Source organism: Bradyrhizobium sp. SZCCHNS2022, assembly GCF_032377575.1.
Classification (GTDB): Bacteria; Pseudomonadota; Alphaproteobacteria; order Rhizobiales; family Xanthobacteraceae; genus Bradyrhizobium; species Bradyrhizobium aeschynomenes.
This window is the reverse complement of record NZ_JAUHHZ010000001.1, coordinates 7,163,855-7,184,643: the sequence shown is the minus strand read 5'-3', so window position 1 is coordinate 7,184,643 and position 20,789 is coordinate 7,163,855. Positions and strand designations below refer to the sequence as shown.

The 20,789-nt window shown below is 65.6% G+C and carries 15 protein-coding genes; 12 read left to right on the top strand and 3 right to left on the bottom strand.

The annotated features are described in order from the left end of the window. The first annotated feature begins 222 nt into the window (after positions 1-222). From QXZ94_RS32065 to QXZ94_RS32035, 7 genes are all read left to right on the top strand, one after another. Positions 223-1,560, top strand: coding sequence for an MFS transporter (locus QXZ94_RS32065; RefSeq protein ID WP_315725189.1), 1,338 nt, complete (start codon positions 223-225; stop codon positions 1,558-1,560). 1,071 nt (positions 1,561-2,631) lie between these two features. After that, a complete protein-coding gene (locus QXZ94_RS32060) occupies positions 2,632-3,534 on the top strand; it encodes a LysR substrate-binding domain-containing protein (RefSeq protein WP_315725187.1) in 903 nt (300 codons plus the stop codon). Between the two features lie 133 nt (positions 3,535-3,667). Then, positions 3,668-4,609 (top strand): 5-dehydro-4-deoxyglucarate dehydratase, encoded by a 942-nt coding sequence (gene kdgD, locus QXZ94_RS32055; protein WP_315725185.1) that lies wholly within the window; start codon positions 3,668-3,670, stop codon positions 4,607-4,609. A 159-nt stretch (positions 4,610-4,768) separates the two neighbouring features. Continuing rightward, positions 4,769-6,124, top strand: coding sequence for a glucarate dehydratase (gudD, locus tag QXZ94_RS32050; protein ID WP_315725183.1), 1,356 nt, complete (start codon positions 4,769-4,771; stop codon positions 6,122-6,124). A 53-nt stretch (positions 6,125-6,177) separates the two neighbouring features. Beyond that, the gene (locus QXZ94_RS32045) at positions 6,178-7,626 is read left to right on the top strand and encodes an aldehyde dehydrogenase family protein (protein WP_315725180.1); all 1,449 of its coding nucleotides are present in this window, start codon (positions 6,178-6,180) and stop codon (positions 7,624-7,626) included. A 327-nt stretch (positions 7,627-7,953) separates the two neighbouring features. Next, a complete protein-coding gene (gene garD / locus QXZ94_RS32040; RefSeq protein ID WP_315725178.1) occupies positions 7,954-9,492 on the top strand; it encodes a galactarate dehydratase in 1,539 nt (512 codons plus the stop codon). 179 nt (positions 9,493-9,671) lie between these two features. Next, positions 9,672-10,466: a class II aldolase/adducin family protein gene (locus QXZ94_RS32035; protein ID WP_315725176.1), complete on the top strand. Its 795-nt coding sequence runs from the start codon at positions 9,672-9,674 to the stop codon at positions 10,464-10,466. 93 nt (positions 10,467-10,559) lie between these two features. On the opposite strand, the gene QXZ94_RS32030 is transcribed toward QXZ94_RS32035, so the two are convergent. After that, entirely contained in the window at positions 10,560-11,648 is a 1,089-nt protein-coding gene (locus tag QXZ94_RS32030; RefSeq protein ID WP_315725174.1) for an SMP-30/gluconolactonase/LRE family protein, read from the bottom strand. A 227-nt stretch (positions 11,649-11,875) separates the two neighbouring features. Between QXZ94_RS32030 and QXZ94_RS32025 the strand changes: the two genes are divergently transcribed. The 4 genes from QXZ94_RS32025 (at position 11,876) to QXZ94_RS32010 (ending at position 17,127) form a co-directional block, all read left to right on the top strand. Next, complete coding sequence (locus tag QXZ94_RS32025; RefSeq protein WP_315725172.1) at positions 11,876-12,454, top strand: hypothetical protein; 579 nt, start codon at positions 11,876-11,878, stop codon at positions 12,452-12,454. Positions 12,455-12,571: 117 nt separating this feature from the next. Continuing rightward, positions 12,572-13,729 carry a patatin-like phospholipase family protein gene (locus QXZ94_RS32020; RefSeq protein WP_315725170.1) on the top strand — a complete coding sequence of 386 codons (1,158 nt, stop codon included), beginning with the start codon at positions 12,572-12,574 and terminating at the stop codon, positions 13,727-13,729. Between the two features lie 52 nt (positions 13,730-13,781). After that, complete coding sequence (locus QXZ94_RS32015; protein WP_315725168.1) at positions 13,782-15,692, top strand: peptidase M4; 1,911 nt, start codon at positions 13,782-13,784, stop codon at positions 15,690-15,692. Positions 15,693-15,852: 160 nt separating this feature from the next. Next, positions 15,853-17,127: an MBL fold metallo-hydrolase gene (locus QXZ94_RS32010; RefSeq protein ID WP_315726658.1), complete on the top strand. Its 1,275-nt coding sequence runs from the start codon at positions 15,853-15,855 to the stop codon at positions 17,125-17,127. Here the strand turns inward: QXZ94_RS32010 and QXZ94_RS32005 are convergent. Beyond that, positions 17,115-18,575: a PLP-dependent aminotransferase family protein gene (locus QXZ94_RS32005; protein WP_315725167.1), complete on the bottom strand. Its 1,461-nt coding sequence runs from the start codon at positions 18,573-18,575 to the stop codon at positions 17,115-17,117. The two genes, QXZ94_RS32010 and QXZ94_RS32005, sit on opposite strands and share 13 nt — an antisense overlap. 65 nt (positions 18,576-18,640) lie before the next feature. On the opposite strand from QXZ94_RS32005, the gene QXZ94_RS32000 reads away from it, so the two are divergent. Beyond that, on the top strand, positions 18,641-19,363 hold the full coding sequence (locus QXZ94_RS32000) for a pyridoxamine 5'-phosphate oxidase family protein (RefSeq protein WP_315725165.1): 723 nt from the start codon (positions 18,641-18,643) through the stop codon (positions 19,361-19,363). A gap of 377 nt (positions 19,364-19,740) precedes the next feature. On the opposite strand, the gene QXZ94_RS31995 is transcribed toward QXZ94_RS32000, so the two are convergent. Next, positions 19,741-20,787, bottom strand: coding sequence for an ABC transporter substrate-binding protein (locus tag QXZ94_RS31995; protein WP_315725163.1), 1,047 nt, complete (start codon positions 20,785-20,787; stop codon positions 19,741-19,743). Positions 20,788-20,789: the final 2 nt, after the last annotated feature.

Sequence of the window (20,789 nt, the reverse complement as noted above, 5' to 3'; positions counted from 1 at the left end):
TGCGCCGAGACCTCGGCAAAACCTCAGCGTGCAAGCCTGATCAGCTCATGCATGGCGCGGCAGAGAAAGGCCGGACGTCGCAACCGCGATTTGCCGGCCGCCGCATGCAGAGGCCGGCATCGATCCAAAATTCGCATCGATCGATACAGGCTTCGGTTTGGACCGCAACCCTGCATCTCCTCTAGGACAATCCGCGAGGAACGTACAAGAGAGGTGGTGCGCATGAGCGCAATCGTAACCACGGCCGAATTGCGCCGATCGCGCGTGCGGCTGTTCATCGTGACCATGCTATTCCTGGTCACCACCGTGAACTACGCCGACCGCGCCACGCTGTCGATTGCAGGGCCCGCGCTTTCCAAGGAGTTGCACCTCGATTCGGTCGCGATGGGCTATGTGTTTTCGGCCTTCGGCTGGTCCTATGTGCTCGCGCAGGTGCCGGGCGGCTGGCTGCTCGACCGCTTCGGCTCGCGCTGGGTCTATGCATGCAGCATCGTCGTCTGGTCCCTCTTCACCATGATGCAGGGCTGGATCGGCTTCTTCTCCGGCGCCGCCGCCGTCACCGCGCTGTTCGCACTGCGCTTCCTGGTCGGCCTCGCCGAGGCGCCGAGCTTCCCGGCCAATGCCCGCATCGTCGCCTCCTGGTTTCCGAGCAGCGAGCGCGGCACCGCCTCGGCCTTCTTCAACTCCGGGCAATATTTCGCGACGGTGATCTTCGCGCCGCTGATGGGCTGGATCGCGCATCAATTCGGCTGGCGCCACGTCTTTACGGTCATGGGCGCGCTCGGCGTCATCATGGGACTGGTCTGGATCAAGACCATGTACGGCCCGAAGGAGCATCCTGATGTCAACCAGGCCGAGCTCGACTACATCAAGGACGGCGGCGCGCTGGTCGACATGGAAGGCGCGCGCGAGGGCAAGGCTGCAACCGGCGGCCCGACCTGGTCGCATGTCGGACAGCTGTTGTCGAACCGGATGATGCTCGGCGTCTATATCGGCCAGTACTGCATCAACACGTTGACCTATTTCTTCCTGACCTGGTTTCCGGTCTACCTGGTCAAGGAGCGTGGCCTGTCGATCCTGCAGGCGGGCTTCGTCGCCACGCTGCCCGCGCTGTGCGGCTTCATCGGCGGCGTGCTCGGCGGCTTCATTTCCGACGCCATCCTGCGCAAGACGGGATCGCTGACCCTGGCACGCAAGATCCCGATCGTCGGCGGCATGCTGCTCTCGATGGCGATCATCGGCTGCAACTATGTCGACGGCCAGGCGCTCGTGGTCGGCCTGATGGCGCTCGCCTTCTTCGGCAAAGGCATCGGCGCGCTCGGCTGGGCGGTGGTCTCCGACACCTCGCCAAAGGAGGCCGGCGGCGTCTCCGGCGGGCTGTTCAACACCTTCGGCAACCTCTCCAGCATCACCACGCCGATCGTGATCGGCTACATCCTGTCGGCCACCGGCTCGTTCAACGGCGCGCTGGTGTTCGTCGGCCTCAACGCGCTGGTGGCAGCCTTCGCCTATCTCTTCATCGTCGGCCGCATCCAGCGCGTCGAACTCCGAGCCTCCTGAGCACCACGCCCCCTTGCGTGGTCTCGACTTGAACGGCGGCCTCGGGCCGCCGTTTTTTTTTGCGCGTCTTCATTGCCGATAGGGAGCGCAGTCAGCGCCTCAAACTCCGCGGTCATTCCGGGGCGCGCGCAGCGCGAGCCCGGAATCCATTTCGCCGCACGTTCTGCCGCACGATGGATTCCGGGCTCGCGCTGCGCGCGCCCCGGAATGACGGAGGAGAGAGCCCGCGGATCACTCGAACCCTTCGCGGGGCGGGTCGGCCAGACTTCTAAAAAAAATAAATCTCTTGCGCTTTTACGGAATTCGTGATTGTTTGTCGCCATCCCGCCTCACCGCAGAGGGGCGTTGCGCGCGATCGTCACGACACGCGAGGCGGGGATGCGGTGGCCGCAAGGGATCGCAGCGTCTTCGGCAACGAGGGCGCGGACGAACGATCGATCGCGGACGTGAAGTCGCAGCGTCCTGACACCCCGAAGCTGGTGTCGACAGCGCAAGGCGCAAGCCTTGTCGCGGCATGGTGGCCAACAAGCCGGCGCACCAGGGAGACTGCGTATAAGCGTGAAGACCATCGCGCAGGGAATGCCGGCGTGTTCGGCTTTGCCTGTGGTACCTGCCGCCTGCATTTTTTCGCAGGCGGGCCATGGGTGAGGCTGTCACCCGGCATTCCCTGCGCCCTCTGCACTGTTTGCGAGGGACGGACTGATCGCAAGACTCGGGCATGATGTGCCGCGGGAACGCGAGGACGTGTCTCTCACCTGCCCTTAGCTGTTTGAACCGTGAACCCGCCACGCTCTCCGGCGTCATCCCGGACAAGCCTTGACGCGCGCCAGCGCGGCGAGGCGCCGATCCGGGATCCATACGCCGCAGCAGGTGTGAGGCGCGAGCTGATCATGACCAGCCTGCCTCAAACCACCCCCTGTGGTTATGGGTCCCGGCTTTCGCCGGGACGACGGCGGTGGATGCTGTTGCAGCCGGGCCATATCAAGACCGCCTTTCGCTGCCGTTCCCACCCTACCCGATCGATGCTACTACATCCACATTACCCACCCCATTCATACCTCGGATGCATCGATGTTCGACCTCAACCAGCTGCGCTGCTTCGTCACCGTGGCCGAGGAGCTGCATTTCGGCCGCGCCGCCGTCCGTCTGAACATGACGCAGCCGCCGCTGTCGCGGCAGATCCAGGTGCTGGAGCACATCATCGACGCGGTGCTGCTCGAGCGCACCAGCCGCTCGGTGAAGCTGACGCCGGCCGGGCGCAGCTTCCTCCCGGAGGCGCGGCGCATCCTGAAGATGGCCGAGAGCGCGGCGCAGGTGGCGCAGCGCATCGCCAGCGGCAAGAGCGGCTCGCTCAAGATCGGCTTCACGGCGGCGGCCGCCTACAGTTTCCTGCCCCACCTCGTCGCCGCCTGCCGCAGCGAGCTGCCCGAGGCCGATCTGTCGCTGAAGGAGATGGTCTCCGGCGACCAGATCGAGGCGCTGGCCTCCGGCCAGATCGACGCCGGCCTGCTGCGTCCCCCGATCGCGCGCCCCGAATTCGCCACCCGCCGCGTCGTCGCCGAGCCGCTCTGTGCCGCGCTGCCGCGCCGGCACCGCCTCGCCTCCGCCGAGAGCGTGTCGATCCGCGATTTCGACGGCCAGCCGTTCGTCATGTATTCGCAGACCGAGGCGCGCTATTTCCACGATTTGCTGGTGTCGCAATTCATGCGCGCCGAGGTGCTCCCGCGCTACGTCCAGCACCTCAGCCAGATTCACTCCATCCTGGCCATGGTGCGCGCGGGCCTCGGCCTGGCCATCGTGCCGGAAGCCGCCTCCAGCCTGAAGATCGCCGACGTCAGACTGCGTCCGCTGAAGCTGCGCAACCCGACGCCGGCCGAGCTGTTCCTGGTCTGGCGGCGCGATCACGACAATCCGCTGCTGCCGGCGCTGGTCGATCTCGCCGGCAACCTGGCTGTCCAGCAGGCCGAGGATTGATATCCGATCCGTATCAATCGATACCGTCATTAGCTTGGACCGGCATCGAACTTGGTCCTACGACATCGCCGGGGGAATGCGCGCCGGCGCCTGCCGCGTCCGTTCCCAAGGACATTCGTGAAGGACCCGCGCGATGAGCAAGATGACCCCGAAGGAAATGGCTGCGAAGATCGGCAGCGGCCTGCTCTCCTTTCCCGTGACGCCGTTCAAGGCCGACTATTCGTTCGACGAGGCCACCTATCGCGCCAACATGGACTGGCTGTGCGGCTACGAGGTCGCGGGCCTGTTCGCCGCCGGCGGCACCGGCGAGTTCTTCTCGCTCACCGCGGCCGAGGTGCCCGAGGTGGTCAAGGTCGCGGTCGAGGAGACCCGCGGCCGCGTGCCCGTGCTGGCAGGCACCGGCTACGGCACCGCGATCGCGCGCGAGATCGCTGTTGGCGCGGAGAAGGCCGGCGCCGACGGCCTGCTGCTGCTGCCGCCCTATCTGATGCATGCCGAGCAGGAGGGCCTCGCCGCCCATGTCGAGGCGATCTGCAAATCGGTGAAGATCGGCGTCATCGTCTACAATCGCGACAACGCCATCCTGCAGCCGGACACCCTGGCGCGGCTGTGCGAGCGCTGCCCGAACCTGGTCGGCTACAAGGACGGCATCGGCGACATCGAGCTGATGACCCGCGTCTACAGCAAGATGGGCGACCGCCTGACCTATATCGGCGGCCTGCCGACCGCCGAGACCTTCGCCCTGCCCTATCTCGACATGGGCGTGACCACCTACTCCTCGGCGGTGTTCAACTTCGTGCCGGAGTTCGCCACCAACTTCTATGCCGCAGTGCGCAAGCGCGACCATGCCACCATCCATGCCGGATTGAAGGATTTCATTTTGCCGCTGATCGCGATACGCAACCGCAAGAAGGGCTACGCGGTCTCGATCATCAAGGCCGGCATGAAGGTGATCGGCCGCGATTCCGGCCCGGTCCGCCTGCCGCTGACCGACCTCACCGAGGCCGAGATGACTGAGTTGACCGCGCTGGTGAAGGCGCTGCCAAAAGCGGCGGTGAGCCAGGCAGCGGAGTGATCTAGCCGTCATTCCGGGGCAAGGCCGCAAGGCCTTGAACCCGGAATCTCGAAGTGAAGGACAAGATGCGGCGCAAGCCAATCCCTGGATTCCGGGTTCAGCCCTGACGGGCTGCCCCGGAATGACAGCGAAAAAACGAGACGACGACGGAGGAGCATGATGAGTCACGACGCCACCAGCACCAGAATTTCCGGCGCGCCGGTCGTCACCGGCATGGAGGTCATTCCGGTCGCGGGCCGTGACAGCATGCTGCTCAATCTCTCGGGCGCGCATGGACCGTTCTTCACCCGCAACCTCGTCATTCTGACCGACAATTCCGGCCATACCGGCGTCGGCGAGGTGCCGGGCGGCGAGAAGATCCGGCAGACCTTAGAGGATGCGAAGAGCCTGATCGTTGGCCAGAGCATCGGCGCCTGCAACACCATCCTCGCCACCATGCGCACCACGTTCGCGGACCGTGATGCCGGGGGACGCGGCAAGCAGACCTTCGACCTGCGCGTGATGATCCACGCCGTGACAGCCGTCGAATCCGCTGTTCTCGACCTGCTCGGCCAGCATCTCGGCCTGCCCGTCGCGGCGCTGCTCGGCGAGGGCCAGCAGCGCACGTCGGTGGAGGCGCTCGGCTATCTGTTCTTCGTCGGCGACCGCAGGAAGACCGACCTGCCCTACGCCACGGGCGAGGGCGAGAATGAGGGCTGGTATACGCTGCGACATCAGGAGGCGATGACGCCCGAAGCTGTGGTGCGGCTCGCCGAGGCCACCCACGACGCCTACGGCTTTGCCGACTTCAAGCTCAAGGGCGGCGTGCTCAAGGGCGAGGCCGAGATCGAGGCGGTGACCGCCATCGCCAAGCGCTTTCCACAGGCGCGCGTCACGCTCGATCCGAATGGCGCCTGGTCGCTCGATGAGGCGATCCGGCTGTGCAAGGACATGCACGGCATCCTCGCTTATGCCGAGGACCCCTGCGGCGCCGAGGCCGGCTTCTCCGGCCGCGAGATCATGGCGGAGTTCCGCCGCGCCACGGGCCTGCCGACGGCGACCAACATGATCGCCACCGACTGGCGGCAGCTCAGCCATGCGCTGCGGCTCGGCGCGGTCGACATTCCCCTGGCCGACCCCCATTTCTGGACCATGCAGGGTTCGGTGCGTGTCGCCCAGACCTGCAAGGACAACGGCCTGACCTGGGGCTCGCACTCCAACAACCATTTCGACATTTCGCTGGCGATGTTCACCCACGTCGCCGCGGCCGCCCCGGGCAAGGTCACCGCGATCGACACCCACTGGATCTGGCAGGACGGCCAGGCGCTGACCAAGGCGCCGCTGCAGATCAAGGGCGGCCGGATCGCGGTCCCGGAGCAACCCGGGCTCGGCATCGAGGTCGACCGCGACGCCATCGAAAAGGCCAACGCGCTGTACAAGAGCCACGGGCTCGGCGCACGCGACGACGCCGTCGCAATGCAGTATCTGATCCCCGGCTGGACCTTCGACGACAAGCGCCCCTGTCTCGTGCGATGACGGGGGCGATCGGTTAGATTGTCCGAGCAATCGCGCAAAGTCTGGAGAACAACATGAACGCGATCCTCAAGAATTTCATTGCCGGCGAGTGGGTCGACGGCAGCGGGGTGACCCGCAACATCAATCCCTCGAACACCAACGACGTCGTCGGCGAATACGCCAAGGCCGACAAGGCGCAGACCGAGAAGGCGATCGCCGCCGCCAAGGCCGCTTTCCCCGCCTGGTCGCGCTCGACCCCGCAGGAGCGCTATGACGCGCTGAACAAGATCTCGGCGGAGATCCTGTCGCGCAAGGAGGAACTCGGCCGCTTGCTCGCCCGCGAGGAAGGCAAGACCCTGCCGGAAGGCATCGGCGAGGTCGCCCGCGCCGGCCAGATTTTTGCGTTCTTCGCCGGCGAGGCGCTGCGCCTGACCGGCGAGAAGGGCGCCTCGGTGCGTCCGGGCCTCGACGTCGAGATCACCCGCGAGGCGGTCGGCGTGGTCGGCATGATCACGCCCTGGAATTTCCCGATCGCCATCCCCGCCTGGAAGATCGCGCCCGCGCTCTGTTACGGCAACACTGTCGTGTTCAAGCCGGCTGAGCTGGTGCCCGGCTCTGCGCATGCGCTCTCCGAGATCATCGCGCGCTCCGGCATTCCCGCCGGCGTGTTCAACCTCGTCGTCGGCTCCGGCTCGGTGGTCGGCCAGACCCTGCTCGAGCACCCGGACGTTGCCGCGATCTCCTTCACAGGTTCGGTGGGCACGGGCCGCAAGATCGCGCAGGCTTGCGTGCTGTCGAACCCGATGAAGAAGTTCCAGCTCGAGATGGGCGGCAAGAATCCGCTGGTCGTGCTCGATGACGCCGACGTCAAGGTCGCCGTCGAAGCCGCCGCCAACGGCGCCTATTTCTCGACCGGCCAGCGCTGCACGGCGTCCTCGCGCCTGATCGTCACCGAGGGCATCCACGACAAGTTCGTCGAAGCACTGACCGAACGTCTGAAGGGCCTCGTCGTCGACGACGCCGTCAAGCAGGGCACGCATATCGGTCCGGTCGTCGATAGCAACCAGCTCGAGCAGGACCAGCGCTATCTCAAGATCGGCCAGGACGAAGGCGCCAAGCTGGCCTGGGGCGGCGAGCTCTTGAACCGCGAGTCTCCCGGCTTCTACATGCAGCCGGCGCTGTTCACCGAAGCCAACAACAACATGCGCATCGCGCGTGAGGAGATTTTTGGACCGGTGGCCTGCGTCATCCGCGCCAAGAACTACGACGAGGCACTGGCGATCTCCAACGACACCGAGTTCGGCCTCGCCGCCGGCGTCTGCACCACCAGCCTGAAATACGCCTCGCACTTCAAGCGCAACAGCGAGGCCGGCATGGTGATGGTCAACCTGCCGACCGCCGGCGTCGACTACCATGTCCCGTTCGGCGGCCGCAAAGGCTCGAGCTACGGCGCCCGCGAGCAGGGCTCCTACGCACGCGAGTTCTACACCACGGTGAAGACGGCCTACACCTACCCGGTGTGAGCCTGACGATCGTGACCTAACAGCCGGGCCGCATCCGCGGTCCACTCCCTCTCCCCGTTCTTCACGGGGAGAGGGTCGGGGTGAGGGGCAGCCGCACGGGAAGTGCTCGCGGTGAGACCTGTACCCCCTCACCCGGATTGCATCTTCGATGCAATCCGACCTCCCCCCGCAAGCGGGGCGAGGTACACCGAGCCCGCCGATGCGGACTCGCGAATATCGTACGGTGAGCAATGTTAAGCGTGCCCACCGACGGACGAAGAAAACGAACAGGTGGACACGACACCATGCGTGGGCGTCGCCCACCTTATGGAGCGAAACGGAGCCAGCATGAACCAGCAGGTCGTGAACCAGGAGCCGCGGGTCATCAAGCTCAACGCGCGCGACAACGTCGCGATCGTGGTGAACGATTTCGGCCTGCCTGCCGGCACCAAGCTTCCCGACGGCCTGACGCTGAAGACCTTCGTCCCGCAGGGCCACAAGACCGCGCTGGTCGACATTCCCCTGGGCGCGCCGATCGTCCGTTACGGCGAGATCATCGGCACCGCAAAGTCGCCGATCGCAGCCGGCGAATGGGTCGATGAAGCCCGCATCGACATGCCCGAAGCCCCTGCCCTCGACCAGCTGGAAATCTCAACCGCCGTGCCGGCACCGCTGCCGCCGCTCGAGGGCTACACCTTCGAGGGCTATCGCAACGCCGACGGCTCGGTCGGCACCCGCAACGTGCTCGGCATCTCGACCTCGGTTCAATGCGTGAAGGGCACGCTCGAATTCGCGATCAAGCGCATCAAGAGCGAGCTCTTGCCGAAGTACCCCAACGTCGACGACGTCGTCGCGCTCACCCACGCCTATGGTTGCGGCGTCGCGATCACGGCGCCCGACGCCGTGGTGCCGATCCGCACGCTTCAGAACCTCGCGCTGAATCCAAACTTCGGCGGCGAAATCCTGGTGGTCGGCCTCGGCTGCGAGAAGCTCGCGCCGGAGCGGCTGCTTCCGGAAGGCACTGAAGACTCGATCGTGCGCATGCAGGACGAGGCCTTCGACGGCTTCGGCGCCATCGTCGACGCGATCATGACCCAGGCCGATCGCCGCCTGGCCGAGCTCAACAAGCGCACGCGCCAGACCTGCCCGGCCTCCGATCTCGTCATCGGCCTGCAATGCGGCGGCAGCGACGCGTTCTCCGGCGTCACCGCCAATCCGGCCGTCGGCTTCGCCGCTGATCTCTTGGTCCGCGCCGGCGCCACCGTGATGTTCTCGGAAGTCACCGAAGTCCGCGATGCGATCCAGTTGCTGACGCGGCGCGCCATCAACGAAGAGGTCGGCCACGCACTGATCCGCGAGATGGATTGGTACGATTCCTATCTCGCACGCGGCGGTGCCGATCGCAGCGCCAACACGACGCCGGGCAACAAGAAGGGCGGCCTCGCCAACATCGTCGAGAAGTCGCTCGGCTCGATCGTGAAGTCCGGCTCCGGACCGATCCACGGCGTGCTGGCACCGGGCGAGAAGGCCAAGCAGAAGGGCATGCTGTTCGCGGCGACGCCGGCCTCCGACTTCATCTGCGGCACCTTGCAACTCGCCTCCGGAATGACCTTGCAGGTGTTCACGACCGGCCGCGGCACGCCCTACGGCCTCGCGGCCGCGCCCGTCATCAAGGTCGCCACCCGCACCGAACTGGCGCGGCGCTGGAAGGACCTGATCGACTTCGACGCCGGCCGCATCGCCACCGGCGAGATGACCATCGAGGAGACCGGCTGGGAGTTGTTCAAGCTGATCCTCGACGTCGCCTCCGGCCGCACCAAGCCGTGGTCGGACCGCTGGGGCATCCACAATGATTTGACGCTGTTCAATCCGGCGCCGGTGACCTGAGGGGGCGCTCGCTGACCCGGCCATGATAGTTGCTAAGCTCGAACCCATCCCCGTCATTGCGAGCGAAGCGAAGCAATCCAGGGGTCCGGCCACCATCCTGGATTGCTTCGCTTCGCTCGCAATCACGCGTATGCTGAGGCAGCGAGCCTAGATAACGAATGGCCGGGAGGAAGAGCCAGATGTTCAAGTTCAGCCGCTTCGCCGCAATCGCCGCAGCAACCCTCCTCCTCTCGACCGCCCCCTCCCGCGCCGACGACACCATCCCCGGCGTCCCGCGCGAACTGCTCGAGGACATCGCCACCGGCAGCCGGGTGCTCGCCGATCTCGGTGTCGTCGATGCCTTCGGCCATGTCAGCGCACGCAGTCCCGCCAATCCGCGCCACTTCCTGATGGCGCGCTCGATTGCGCCGGCGCAGGTCACCGCCGCCGACATCATGGAGTTCGACGAGAACGGCGAGCCGGTCGACGCGAAGAACCGCGCCGTCTTCCTCGAACGCTTCATCCATGCCGAGATCTACAAGGCGCGTGCCGACGTCAACGCCGTCGTGCACACGCATTCACCGGGCGTCGTTCCTTTCAGCGTCAGCCGCACGCCGCTGAAGCCGCTCTATCACAACGCCGCGTTCCTCGGCGAAGGCGCGCCGGTGTGGGACATCGGCAAGGAGTTCGGCGCGACCGACATGCTGGTGCGTAACAACGCGATCGGCAAATCGCTCGCGGCCGCGCTCGGCGACAAATCGGTCGTGCTGATGCGCGGCCATGGCGACGTCACCGTCGGCCCCGCCGTGCAGGCGGCCGTGTTCCGCGCCTACTACACCGACGTCAATGCCCGACTGCAAGCGCAGGCGCTCGGGCTCGGCTCCGACGTGACCTATCTCAGCGCCGAGGAAGCCGCCAAGGCCGACGGCGTCAACATGGTGATCATGGACCGCGCCTGGGCGCTGTGGAAGCAGAAGGTGCAGGCGGGGAAATAGTCGGGACCAATGGCGCTGCAGGCGACACCATCGAAGATCGTTCCGGAGCGCCCCGGGGTTCGCTCCGGAATTCTCTGCAGCGCCGACGCCGTTCTACACCGCGCCTTCCGTCTCGACATACAGCGCGTACAGCGAATGCGACGCCGCCATGTAGAGCCGGTTGTTCTTCGGCCCGCCGAACGTGAGATTGGCGCAGCGCTCGGGCAGCCGGATGAAGCCGATCGGCTTGCCCTGCGGGTTGAACACCATGACGCCATCGAGATCCTCCGGCTTGCCCTTGAGCGGAAACACCTTGCGGCCGTTGACGTCGACCGGCTCCGACGCCAGCGCGCCGTTCGAGCCCCAGCCGCACCAGAGATTGCCGTCACGGTCGACGCGGAAACCGTCGAGCGAGCCCTGGTCGGCGGCGTCGATCAGCTTGGTCTTGTTGCCGACCGTGCCGTCGGCATTGACGTCGTAGCTCCAGATGCTGCGGTTCGGCGTGCCCTTCCACTCCACGACGTAGAGCTTCTTCTCGTCCGGCGAAAAGGCGAGCCCGTTCGGATTGACGAGATCGGTAATGACGGCGGTCAGCTTGCCGTCGGTGCCGATGCGGAACACGTTGGTGCCGGCCTGCTCGGATTTGGCCTTGAAGCCTTCCCAATTGCCATTGATGCCGAACAGAGGATCGGTGAACCAGATCGTGTCGTCCGACTTCACCACGATGTCGTTCGGCGCGTTCAGCCGCTTGCCTTCGAAGCTGTCGGCGAGCACGGTCACGGTGCCGTTCTTCTCCGTCCGGGTGATGCGGCGCGTCACCGAATGTTCGCAGCTGACGAGCCGCCCCTGGCGGTCGCGCGTGTTGCCGTTGGCGTAGTTCGAAGGGCTGCGGACGACGGTGAAGCTGCCGTCGTCCTCGCTGTACTTCATGATCCGGTTGTTGGGGATGTCGCTGACCAGAACACAGCGTTCTTCGGGAAAATAGACCGGCCCCTCCGCCCAGCGCATGCCGCTGGCGACCTGCTCGACGGTCGAGCTGTAGAGGCGATACTTGGCGAAGCTCGGATCGAGGATCTCGACCGCGGGATCGGGATAGCGCTGGTTCGGCTTGAACGCGAAGGATTGCGCCTTCGCCTGCCCCGAGATCGCCAGCGCCGCTCCGCTGAGCGCGGCCGAAAGCATGCCGCGACGCGACAATATCATCAGTCTCCTCCGTATCGTTCTTGTGTTGGGCCGGGGACCGGCCATGTTCTTCCCATAGAAGGTGCGCGCGGAACTTTCCATTGCTTTTGCGGTATCGATCGGCGCACGGCCATTCCCGCGCTGCAGCGGACGGGTCGTGCCGGCGCTGGTCGGGCCTCTTTTCGCCGCAAAGCTGACACAACGCTAATTCCCGCGCAGACATGATTCCCACGAGGCTCACCCCGCGGATGCCCCTGCATTTTTCCCGTCTCCTCGCCGTTGCGTTCGGTCTGTGCCTCGGCACGCCGTGTCTGGCCGAACCGCCGCTTCCGGCCGCCGGCTCGCTCGAGGACAAGCCCGACATCGATCTCTACGCGCTGATGTCCGGCACCTGTCGCACCGTGAAGGTCGACGGCCGCGAATTCCCGTGCAAGACCGTGGCATTCTTTCACAGCGAAAAGGGCCGCGCGCATTTTACCGTCGCGCTCGACGATCCCTCCGACGAGAGCCACATCATCGCCTTCTCCGGCATCAACGGCCGTCGATCGATCCAGAACGTCTACGAGCTCCCGATCGATCGCATGCTGTTGAACTCGAAGCACCGCCCGAAGGTGGACGGCATTCCGGTGCCCGCAGCGCAGATCTCGTCGGGCGTGTGCCGGCAGATCGGCAATTTCGCCATGCTCAAGGTGACGAGCGTGACCTGCTCCGCCAAGGACGAGTCCGGCCGCGCCTACGAGCTGCAATTCGTCTCCGACGGCACGCCCATCATCCTGCGCCGCGTGCGCCAGACCATGACCAACGCGGAGCACAATCCCTACCAGTAAGCCTGCCGGCTCGGCAGTCCGGCGCCGTTGCTTGCTTGTGCTGGATGCAAAAAAATTCGTCGTCCCGTTGAACGTGTGCCCGTCCCCCCCGACCTATCGGCAAAGGGGAGGACCGTCATGCCGACCGAGCCGACCGACCTCGAAGCCGCAAGCGCGCAGCACGAAGACGGCGTGACGCTGTCTCTGTCCGGCGGCGGCTATCGCGCGATGCTGTTTCACATCGGCGCGCTGTGGCGGCTCAACGAAGTCGGACTGCTGAGCCGGCTCAAGCGCATTTCCAGCGTGTCCGGCGGTTCGATCACCGCCGCCTATCTCGGCCTGCGTTGGAAGGACCTTCGTTTCGACGCTGCGGGCAAGGCGGACAACCTCACCATCATCGTCGATGGTCTTCGCAGGATGGCGGACACATCGGTCGATGTCGGCGCGGTGATCGGCGGGATCCTGCTGCCCGGTACGATCAGCGATCGTGTGGCGGCCGCGTATGACGGCGTTCTGTTCGGCGGCAAGAAGCTCGCCGACCTTCCAGACGATGGCGGCGGCAAGGCGCCGCGCTTCGTCATCAACGCGACCAACGTCCAGTCCGCCGTGCTATGGCGGTTCTCGCGTCGTTACATGGGCGATTATCGCGTCGGGCTGGTCGATGCACCCGACGTGACGCTTGCCACTGCGGTCGCTGCCTCCTCGGCTTTCCCTCCCATCCTTTCGCCGCTGACGCTGCCGATCCGACAGCCGGTTCGGAAGGTGGATGGCGCCGATCTCAATCATCCACCTTATACGACGAGCGCCGTGCTCAGCGACGGCGGCGTCTACGACAATCTGGGCCTCGAGACCGTGAAGCGCTTCTCGACGCTGCTCGTCAGTGATGCCGGGCAGCAGATCGCTGCGGAGGACGATCCGCATCACGATTGGGCCCGCCATGCCGTTCGCATCCTCGGCGTCATCGACAATCAGGTCCGGAGCCTGCGCAAGCGTCAGTTGATCGACGCCTATCGGCGGGGCGATCACACCGGCACCTACTGGGGCATCCGCACCAGCTTCGCGGACTACGGGCTGGCCGCGGATCCGCTGGACTGCCTGCACCGAAACCCCGCTGCGCTGGCGGCCATTCCGACCCGGCTCGAGAAGATGCCGCACGACCTACAGAACCGGCTGATGAACTGGGGCTACGCGGTCTGCGACGCAGCGCTGCGCGCTCATATCGACACAGCGCTGCAACAGAAGCTCGGAATTCAGATCGCCGATCCAACCGGCTTCCCGTTCCCGGGTGCCTACTGAGCGAGCGACCTCGTGTCCAACCAACATTAGCGGGCGTCCCGCAGAGGTGAGGATGACCTATCCATCGCGGTTCAAATGCGACGACGTCACGTCCAGGAGCGAAGCAACCACCGCGCAGGCCGAGACGCCGGAGGACATCTTCTCAACGACGGAAATCCCCTTTCCCTCGGAGCGTCCGCTCAACGTCTATGCGTTCGATCCGAGCCTCGGCAAGTTCGTCAGCAATCAGATGGTCACGCGTGTCCGCTACGAGAACCTCGCAGCCGGTCCAGTCGGCGAGCGCTTCGCGGTGATCGACTACGACGGCAGCCAGAAGACCTTTTACAAGCCGGTCGATCTCGACGATCCGAAACTGCTGATGACGCACGGGCTGCTTCCCTCGGAGGCGGACCCGCGCTTTCATCAGCAGATGGTGTATGCCGTCGCGAGCGAGACCCTGCAGCGCTTCGAATATGCCCTGGGTCGCCGGGTGCGCTGGCGGACCCGGCTCGACCGCAGTCAACCGCCCGCGCCCAGAGGCGCCTCCCGGCGACTGAACCTGTTTCCGCACGCCATGTGCGAGGCGAATGCCTTCTACAGTCCGGACGCGCACGGCATCCTGTTCGGCTACTTCAAAGCCAGCCGCACCAATCCAGGCCGCAACCTGCCGGGCCAGACCGTGTTCACCTGCCTGTCGCACGACATCATCGTGCACGAGACCACGCACGCGATCGTCGACGGCATCCGCGAGCATTTCATGGAGCCGACCAATGTCGACGTGGCGGCCTTTCACGAGGCATTCGCCGATCTCGCCGCGCTATTCCTGCATTTCTCGCATAAGGAGGTGCTGGTCGATACGCTGCAGAAGACCGGCGGCAAGCTGTTCGAGTTCAAGCTGAAGGGAGACGCCGAACTGGCGCCTGGGGCCACGCCGGCAATCCAGTCGCAGCTCAGCGCTGAAAACCCGCTGATCGCGCTGGCCACTCAGTTCGGCGAAGCCGCAGGGCGACAGTCCTGCCTGCGCAGCGCCCTGATGACGCCGGCGACTCCCGAAGGGGCCAAGGAGATCTCGACCAAGATCGAACCGCATGAGCGCGGCTCGATACTGGTCGCCGCGGTCTTCGACGCCTACTTCACCGTCTACGGCCGCAGAACCTTCGACCTGTTCCGGATCTTTCGAGCCGGCGGCGGAAATATCGACAAGGCCGATCTGCCGGCGCCGCTCGCGAACCGGCTGGCGATGGAGGCAAGCCGGACGGCCGAGGAGTTCTTCACCATCTGCGCTCGTGCGCTGGACTACTGCCCGCCGGTCGACATCACCTTCGGCGACTTCCTCCGTGCGCTGCTCACGGCACATCTGGACTACACACCCGATGACCCGGACCACATCCGTGACGCCTTGATGCAGGCCTTTCGTCTGCGCGGCATCATCGCCGAGAACGCAAGCGCCTTTTCCGAGGAGGCGCTGTTCTGGCCGAAGGTGGTGCGCGGGAAGCTGGAGGTAGAAGACCTTATCTTCGGTGATCCCAACGGCCTCACCAAGGCGGAGAAGGACCACAATGGCGACGTGCTGCGCGCCTTTGCCGTCGAGAAAGCGGACAAGCTCGGCTTCGATCCGAAGGTCGCCAAGATCGAGGCCCCTTCCTTTCATCCGATGTTCTCGACCGGAAAAGACGGCAAGCTCTATGTCAGCATGATCGTGGAGCTGGTGCAGACCATGCGCGTCCCGTTCGGCCACGGCATCCCCGGCACATTCCCGCTGCGCAACGGCGTCACGCTGCTGATTGCGCAGGATCCACCCGAGCATGACAAGCGCCCCACTCCGCGCGTGCGCTTCGTCATTCCCAAGCTCTACCATCCCGACCGCGAGGAACGCGTACGCAATTTCTACGTCGGCAGCGGACGCGCCACCACGACGCCGTCCGAACATGACGAGGACAAGCGCTTCCGGCTGGACTTCGCGCTGCTCCATGCGGGAGTCTGACATGCCTGGTCGCCAGAGGTCCGAACCATCCAGCCCCCCGCGCACGCGGAAGCCTGCCCGCAGCGGCGGATCTGTCCGCAAGCGGACGACGCCCGCGGCCAAGGCCGCGCCCTCGCCAACCGCCGCGGCGCCACAGGCCGCCCGCGGCCTGCGCGTGCGCATGTACCGCATCGGCTTCGGCGACTTCTTCCTGCTCAGCGTGCCGACCGGTGGCGGCGCCAGCCATATCCTGATCGATTGCGGCGTTCACGCCAAGGATCTCGGCAGCATGCGCGCGGCCGTTATGCAGATGGCGAAGGATTGCGGCAACCGCCTTGCGCTGGTGATCATGACGCACCGTCATGCCGATCACATCTCGGGCTTCGGCAGCTGTGCCGACATTTTCGCTGAGATCGAGGTGGAGCGGGTGTGGATGCCCTGGTTCGAGAACCCGGACGATCAGAAAGCCGTGGCATTTCAGGCAAGCCTGGTCGCGATGGCTGGCCAACTCGGACGGCAGTTCCAGGCGCGGCTGGCGGCAGCGCCGGATCCCGCGGTGGAGCAATTGCTGAGCATGGCCGAGAACATCACCGGAGGCCTCGGCGTTGCGGGCATCGCCGCGAACCAGAAGGCGCTGAACGTGCTGCACGGCGGCTTCAAGAACAGCCAGCCAAAGCCTGATTACTACAAGGCCGGCGACGTGCCGACGCTTCCTGCGGCTCTCGCCGCGGCGGGCCTCACCGCCGAGATCCTGGGACCGCCGATCGACGACGCCCTGATCCGCCAGATGACCAACAAGAATCAGCAATATCTGGCGGGCGCTACCGAGATCAGCGACCAGCCGGAGCGATTGAAGCCGTTCGGGAATGCCTTCCGCGGCAGGCGCGAGGACTACGGCGACAAGGCCTTCGCGCCCTACGGCTACGATCGGCTCAAGAGCATGCTCGATGGCGCGCAGCCGGATGTGCTGGCCGCGCAGGCGAAAGCCGCCGACAAGACGCTGAATAATCAGAGCCTCGTCATCCTGTTCTCGTTCGCCGGCAAGAACCTGTTGTTTGCAGGCGACGCGCAATGGGGCAATTGGGAGAACTTTCTCTATGGCGGCGCCTATGGCACGCCGGGCCATACCCAGCTCACCGCCAGAGCCCGGGACATTCTGGGCAAGATCGATTTCTACAAGGTCGGTCATCACGGCAGCGCGAATGCGACCCCCAAGGATGCCGTCAAGGCGATGCGCATCGGCTGCGTCGGGATGTGCTCGACCCAGGAGCACGCCTACAACGAGGTGCCGCGCGCACCGCTTCTCGACGCGCTCCGCCAGCGCATGAACGATCAGCTGGCGCGCAGCGACCAGGTCGCCGCCGCCCCGGACAAGCCTGCAAACCCCGATGCCGGCCCGCTGCCCCCTGCTTTCAGCGCGCCGGGACAGCAGCTCTTCATCGACTATGATTTCTGAGCTCGCCGAGATCCCAGGTCACGCAGAACCTCCTGCGCTGCGCGGCCGAGACGCCTCGCGGCATCGGCGAGATCCTTCGGTGGAAAGCCGGCGTAGCCGAGAATGAAGCCGTCCGGCCCGCGCTGCACGATCCGCGCATCGGACAGGAGACGACATTCGATATCGGCGCGTTCGCGGATCAGCCGCGCTGCGCCTCTCGGCGCTCCCGGTGGCAGCGTCGCCAAGAGATGCAGCCCCTGCGCGGGCGCGGACAATTCCAGTGACCCCTTCGCGTACTTGCCGAGCGCCTCCGCGACCACATCGCGCGCCTGGCGATAGCGCGGCCGCATCCGCCGCATGTGCGCGGCGATCACGCCATCGGCCATCAGATCCGCCAGCGCCTCCTGCATGAAGGCGGGCGGAAAGCGGTCCTGCGCGGCGCGCGCGGCGACGACGCGGGCCACGAGCGCGGGCGGCACCACGAGATAGCCGAGCCGCAGCCCGGCAAACAACGTCTTGGCGAAGGTGCCGAGATAGATCACCCGCTCGCCGCCGATCCCGGCAAGCGCCGTCAACGGCGGCCCGGCGAAGCGATACTCGCTGTCATAGTCGTCCTCGAAGATGTAGGCGCCAGCCTTGCGCGCCCATTCCAGCAGCGCGATGCGCCGCGCCATGCTCATTGCCACGCCGGTCGGAAACTGGTGCGAAGGCGTGACATAGGCGGCTTTGGCTCTTGCCCAAGCCTTTTCTCCAGCGCTCACGACGATGCCTTCGCCGTCGACCGGCACCGGCACCAGCTTCGCGCCGGTCGTGCTCAGGGTATGGCGCGAGGCGACATAGCCGGGATCCTCGAACCAGACGGCGTCTCCCGGCGCAAGCAGCGCATCGATGCACAGGCGCAGCCCGTGCTGCGTGCCGCTCACGATCAGGATGCAGCTCGGATCGCAGCGGACACCGCGATTGGCCGCGAGATAGTGCGCAATCCGGGTGCGCAGATGCAGGCTGCCGCGCGGATCGCCATAGCCGAGCTCGTCGGGGGCGGCCTGCGCTATCGTTCGACGGCTGACCGCGGCGAGCCGCTTCAGGAGCCCTGGATCGACCAGCGTGCAGCCGAGCGCGAATGGCCGTCGCGGCGGAATGCGGATCTCCAACTCGGCCGCCGGCGCGGCCGCTTGCGGCGCGGGCAGCTGAGCGGCGACATAGGTGCCGGCACCATGCCGCGCCTCCACCAGGCCGTCGGACAGCAGCGCCTCATAAGCAGCGACGATCGCGTTACGACGAACGCCAAGCTGCTCGGCGAGCGCGCGCGACGACGGCAGCCGCAGACCGGGCGCGAGCAGCCCGTCGACGATTCCGCTCCGCAGGGCCGCGTGCACCTGCTGCGACTGCCCCCGAATGGCGCGATCGAGCCGGATCGGCAGCGCCAGAACATCGTCCCGGCGCCGAGAAGTGGTTGCTGGATTTGGCATCGAAGTGGAACTCCCCGCAACCACTTTGCCATGGCATGACCTTGCTCGCAAACAGGAGACCGACCATGTCCGAGCAACAGGTGGGGAGCTACCCCGTCGACGACACCAACCGCGTCAAGCGGAGGCACCAACGTGCGCACTACGATCACGCCACCGTGCACGCCCTGCTCGACTCAGGCACCCTCTGCCACGTGTCGTACGTCATCGACGGCCAACCCTACTGCACGCCGACACTGTATTGGCGCGAGGGGACGACGCTGTACTGGCATGGCTCGAGCGCGAGCCGGATGCTGCGCAATCTGTCCGAGGGACAGCCGGCCTGCCTGACCGTGACGCATCTCGACAGCCTGGTGCTGGCGCGCAGCGCCTTCCATCACTCTGCCGACTACCGATCGGTGATGGCGTTCGGCCATAGCAGGCTGATCGAGGACCAGACCGAGAAGGCGCGGGCCTTGACCATGATGGTCGACCGTCTGTTCCCGGGCCGCACCGCAACGTTGCGCCCGACCACGGAGCAGGAGCTCAAGGCGACGTCGGTGGTGACCATGGAGATCGAGAAAGCCTCCGCCAAGATCCGCGCCGCCGGAATCATCGATGACGAGGAGGACTATGCGCTGCCGATCTATGCCGAGCGGATTCCGGTGCGGACCGTGATCGAGCCGCCGGAGCCATGCTCCCGGCTGCTACCCGGCGTAACGCGCCCGGCAACGCTCGCCGGATTCAGCGCCGGGCGGCTGCTCGATGAGGCGCTGACGGAGGCCTATGCGATGAGCTATCCGGCGGGGTAGTTGCAGTGCCACTATCGCAGATGCCGGTTGTCGATTCTGGACCGTCGACGATGATGCACAGCCGTCTCGAAGCCACCGCCGTCATCCCGGCGAAAGCCGGGATCCTTAACCACAGGAAGTGGTTTGAGGCAGAAAGGCAACGACCAGCTCGCGCCTGATGTCTGCTGCGGCGTGGGTCCCGGATCAGCGCCCCACCGCGCTCTCGCGCGTCGGGGCTTGTCCGGGACGACAGCGGAATTCATCATGCGCAGAGGCTCCCGTGGAAGCATAGACGCGCCGGCTCCCCTCACGTCATCGCGAGCGCCAGCGAAGCGATCCAGGGGCTGCACGAATGATCTGGATGCTCCGCTCGCACGAACGGCGTACCGAAGCCAGCCTTACTTCTCGATCATCCGGTTCCAGCGCGTGTTCCACTCTGGGCGCTTGGCGTTGATGACGTCCCAGTCGAGCGTGATCGCGGTCTTCATGTAGGTGTGGAAGGTCGCGAGCTTCTGCTCGGCGGCGGGCGTGGTGGCCTTGGCCAGGGTGTTGGACGGCACGATGTTGCCGGCCGCCAGCGCCTTGGCCTGTGCTTCCGGCGACAGCAGATAGGCGGCGAGCTTCTGCGCCAGCTCGGCTTCCGAATTGTTGGCGATCACGCATTGCGCGACCATCAGCACGACGGAGCCTTCCTTCGGCTGCGCGTACTCCACCGCGACGCCCTTCTCCTTCAAGGTCGACACCGCGGTCGGCGTCAGCGGGAAGATCGCGGCCTCGCCGGTCTGCACCATCTCGGAGATCTTGGCCGAGTTCGGGATGTATTCGAGCACATTCTTGCCGATCGTGTCCGGAAACGCCTTGAAGCCCGGCTCGACATTGGCCTCGCTGCCGCCCTTGATGCGGTTGAACATCAGGAAGGCGTGCAAGCCGAAGGTCGAGACCGAGGCCGACTGGAACACGACCTTGTCCTTGTATTTGGGATCGGCGAGATCGAGCCAGGAGGTCGGTGCCGCCCAGCCCTTCTCGTCGAACAGCTTCTTGTTGTAGGCGAGCCCGGTCATGCCGATGTCGATGCCGGCGGCAATGTCGTCCTTCAGCCGCGCAAACGGCTCGAGCTGGCCGAGCGCCTCGCTCGGCCTCAGCTTCTCGCACAGGCCGAGGCCGGCCGCGCGGATCATCACGCCGTCGTCGAGAAACATCACATGCATCTGCGGCTTGTCCTTGGCGGCGATCGCCTTGGCGAGGATCTCCGAGGACGTGCCGGGCACGACGACGATCTTGACGTCGTTGGCCTTCTCGAAATCCGGGAACACCGCCTGCGTATAGGTGCGCTCGAAATTGCCGCCGTTCATGCCGACATAGAGCGTCTTGGTTTCGGCGTGCGCAACTGATGTGGCGAGCATCAGCGCGAAGGCTGAGCCGAGCGCGGCGCGGGCATTGATCATGG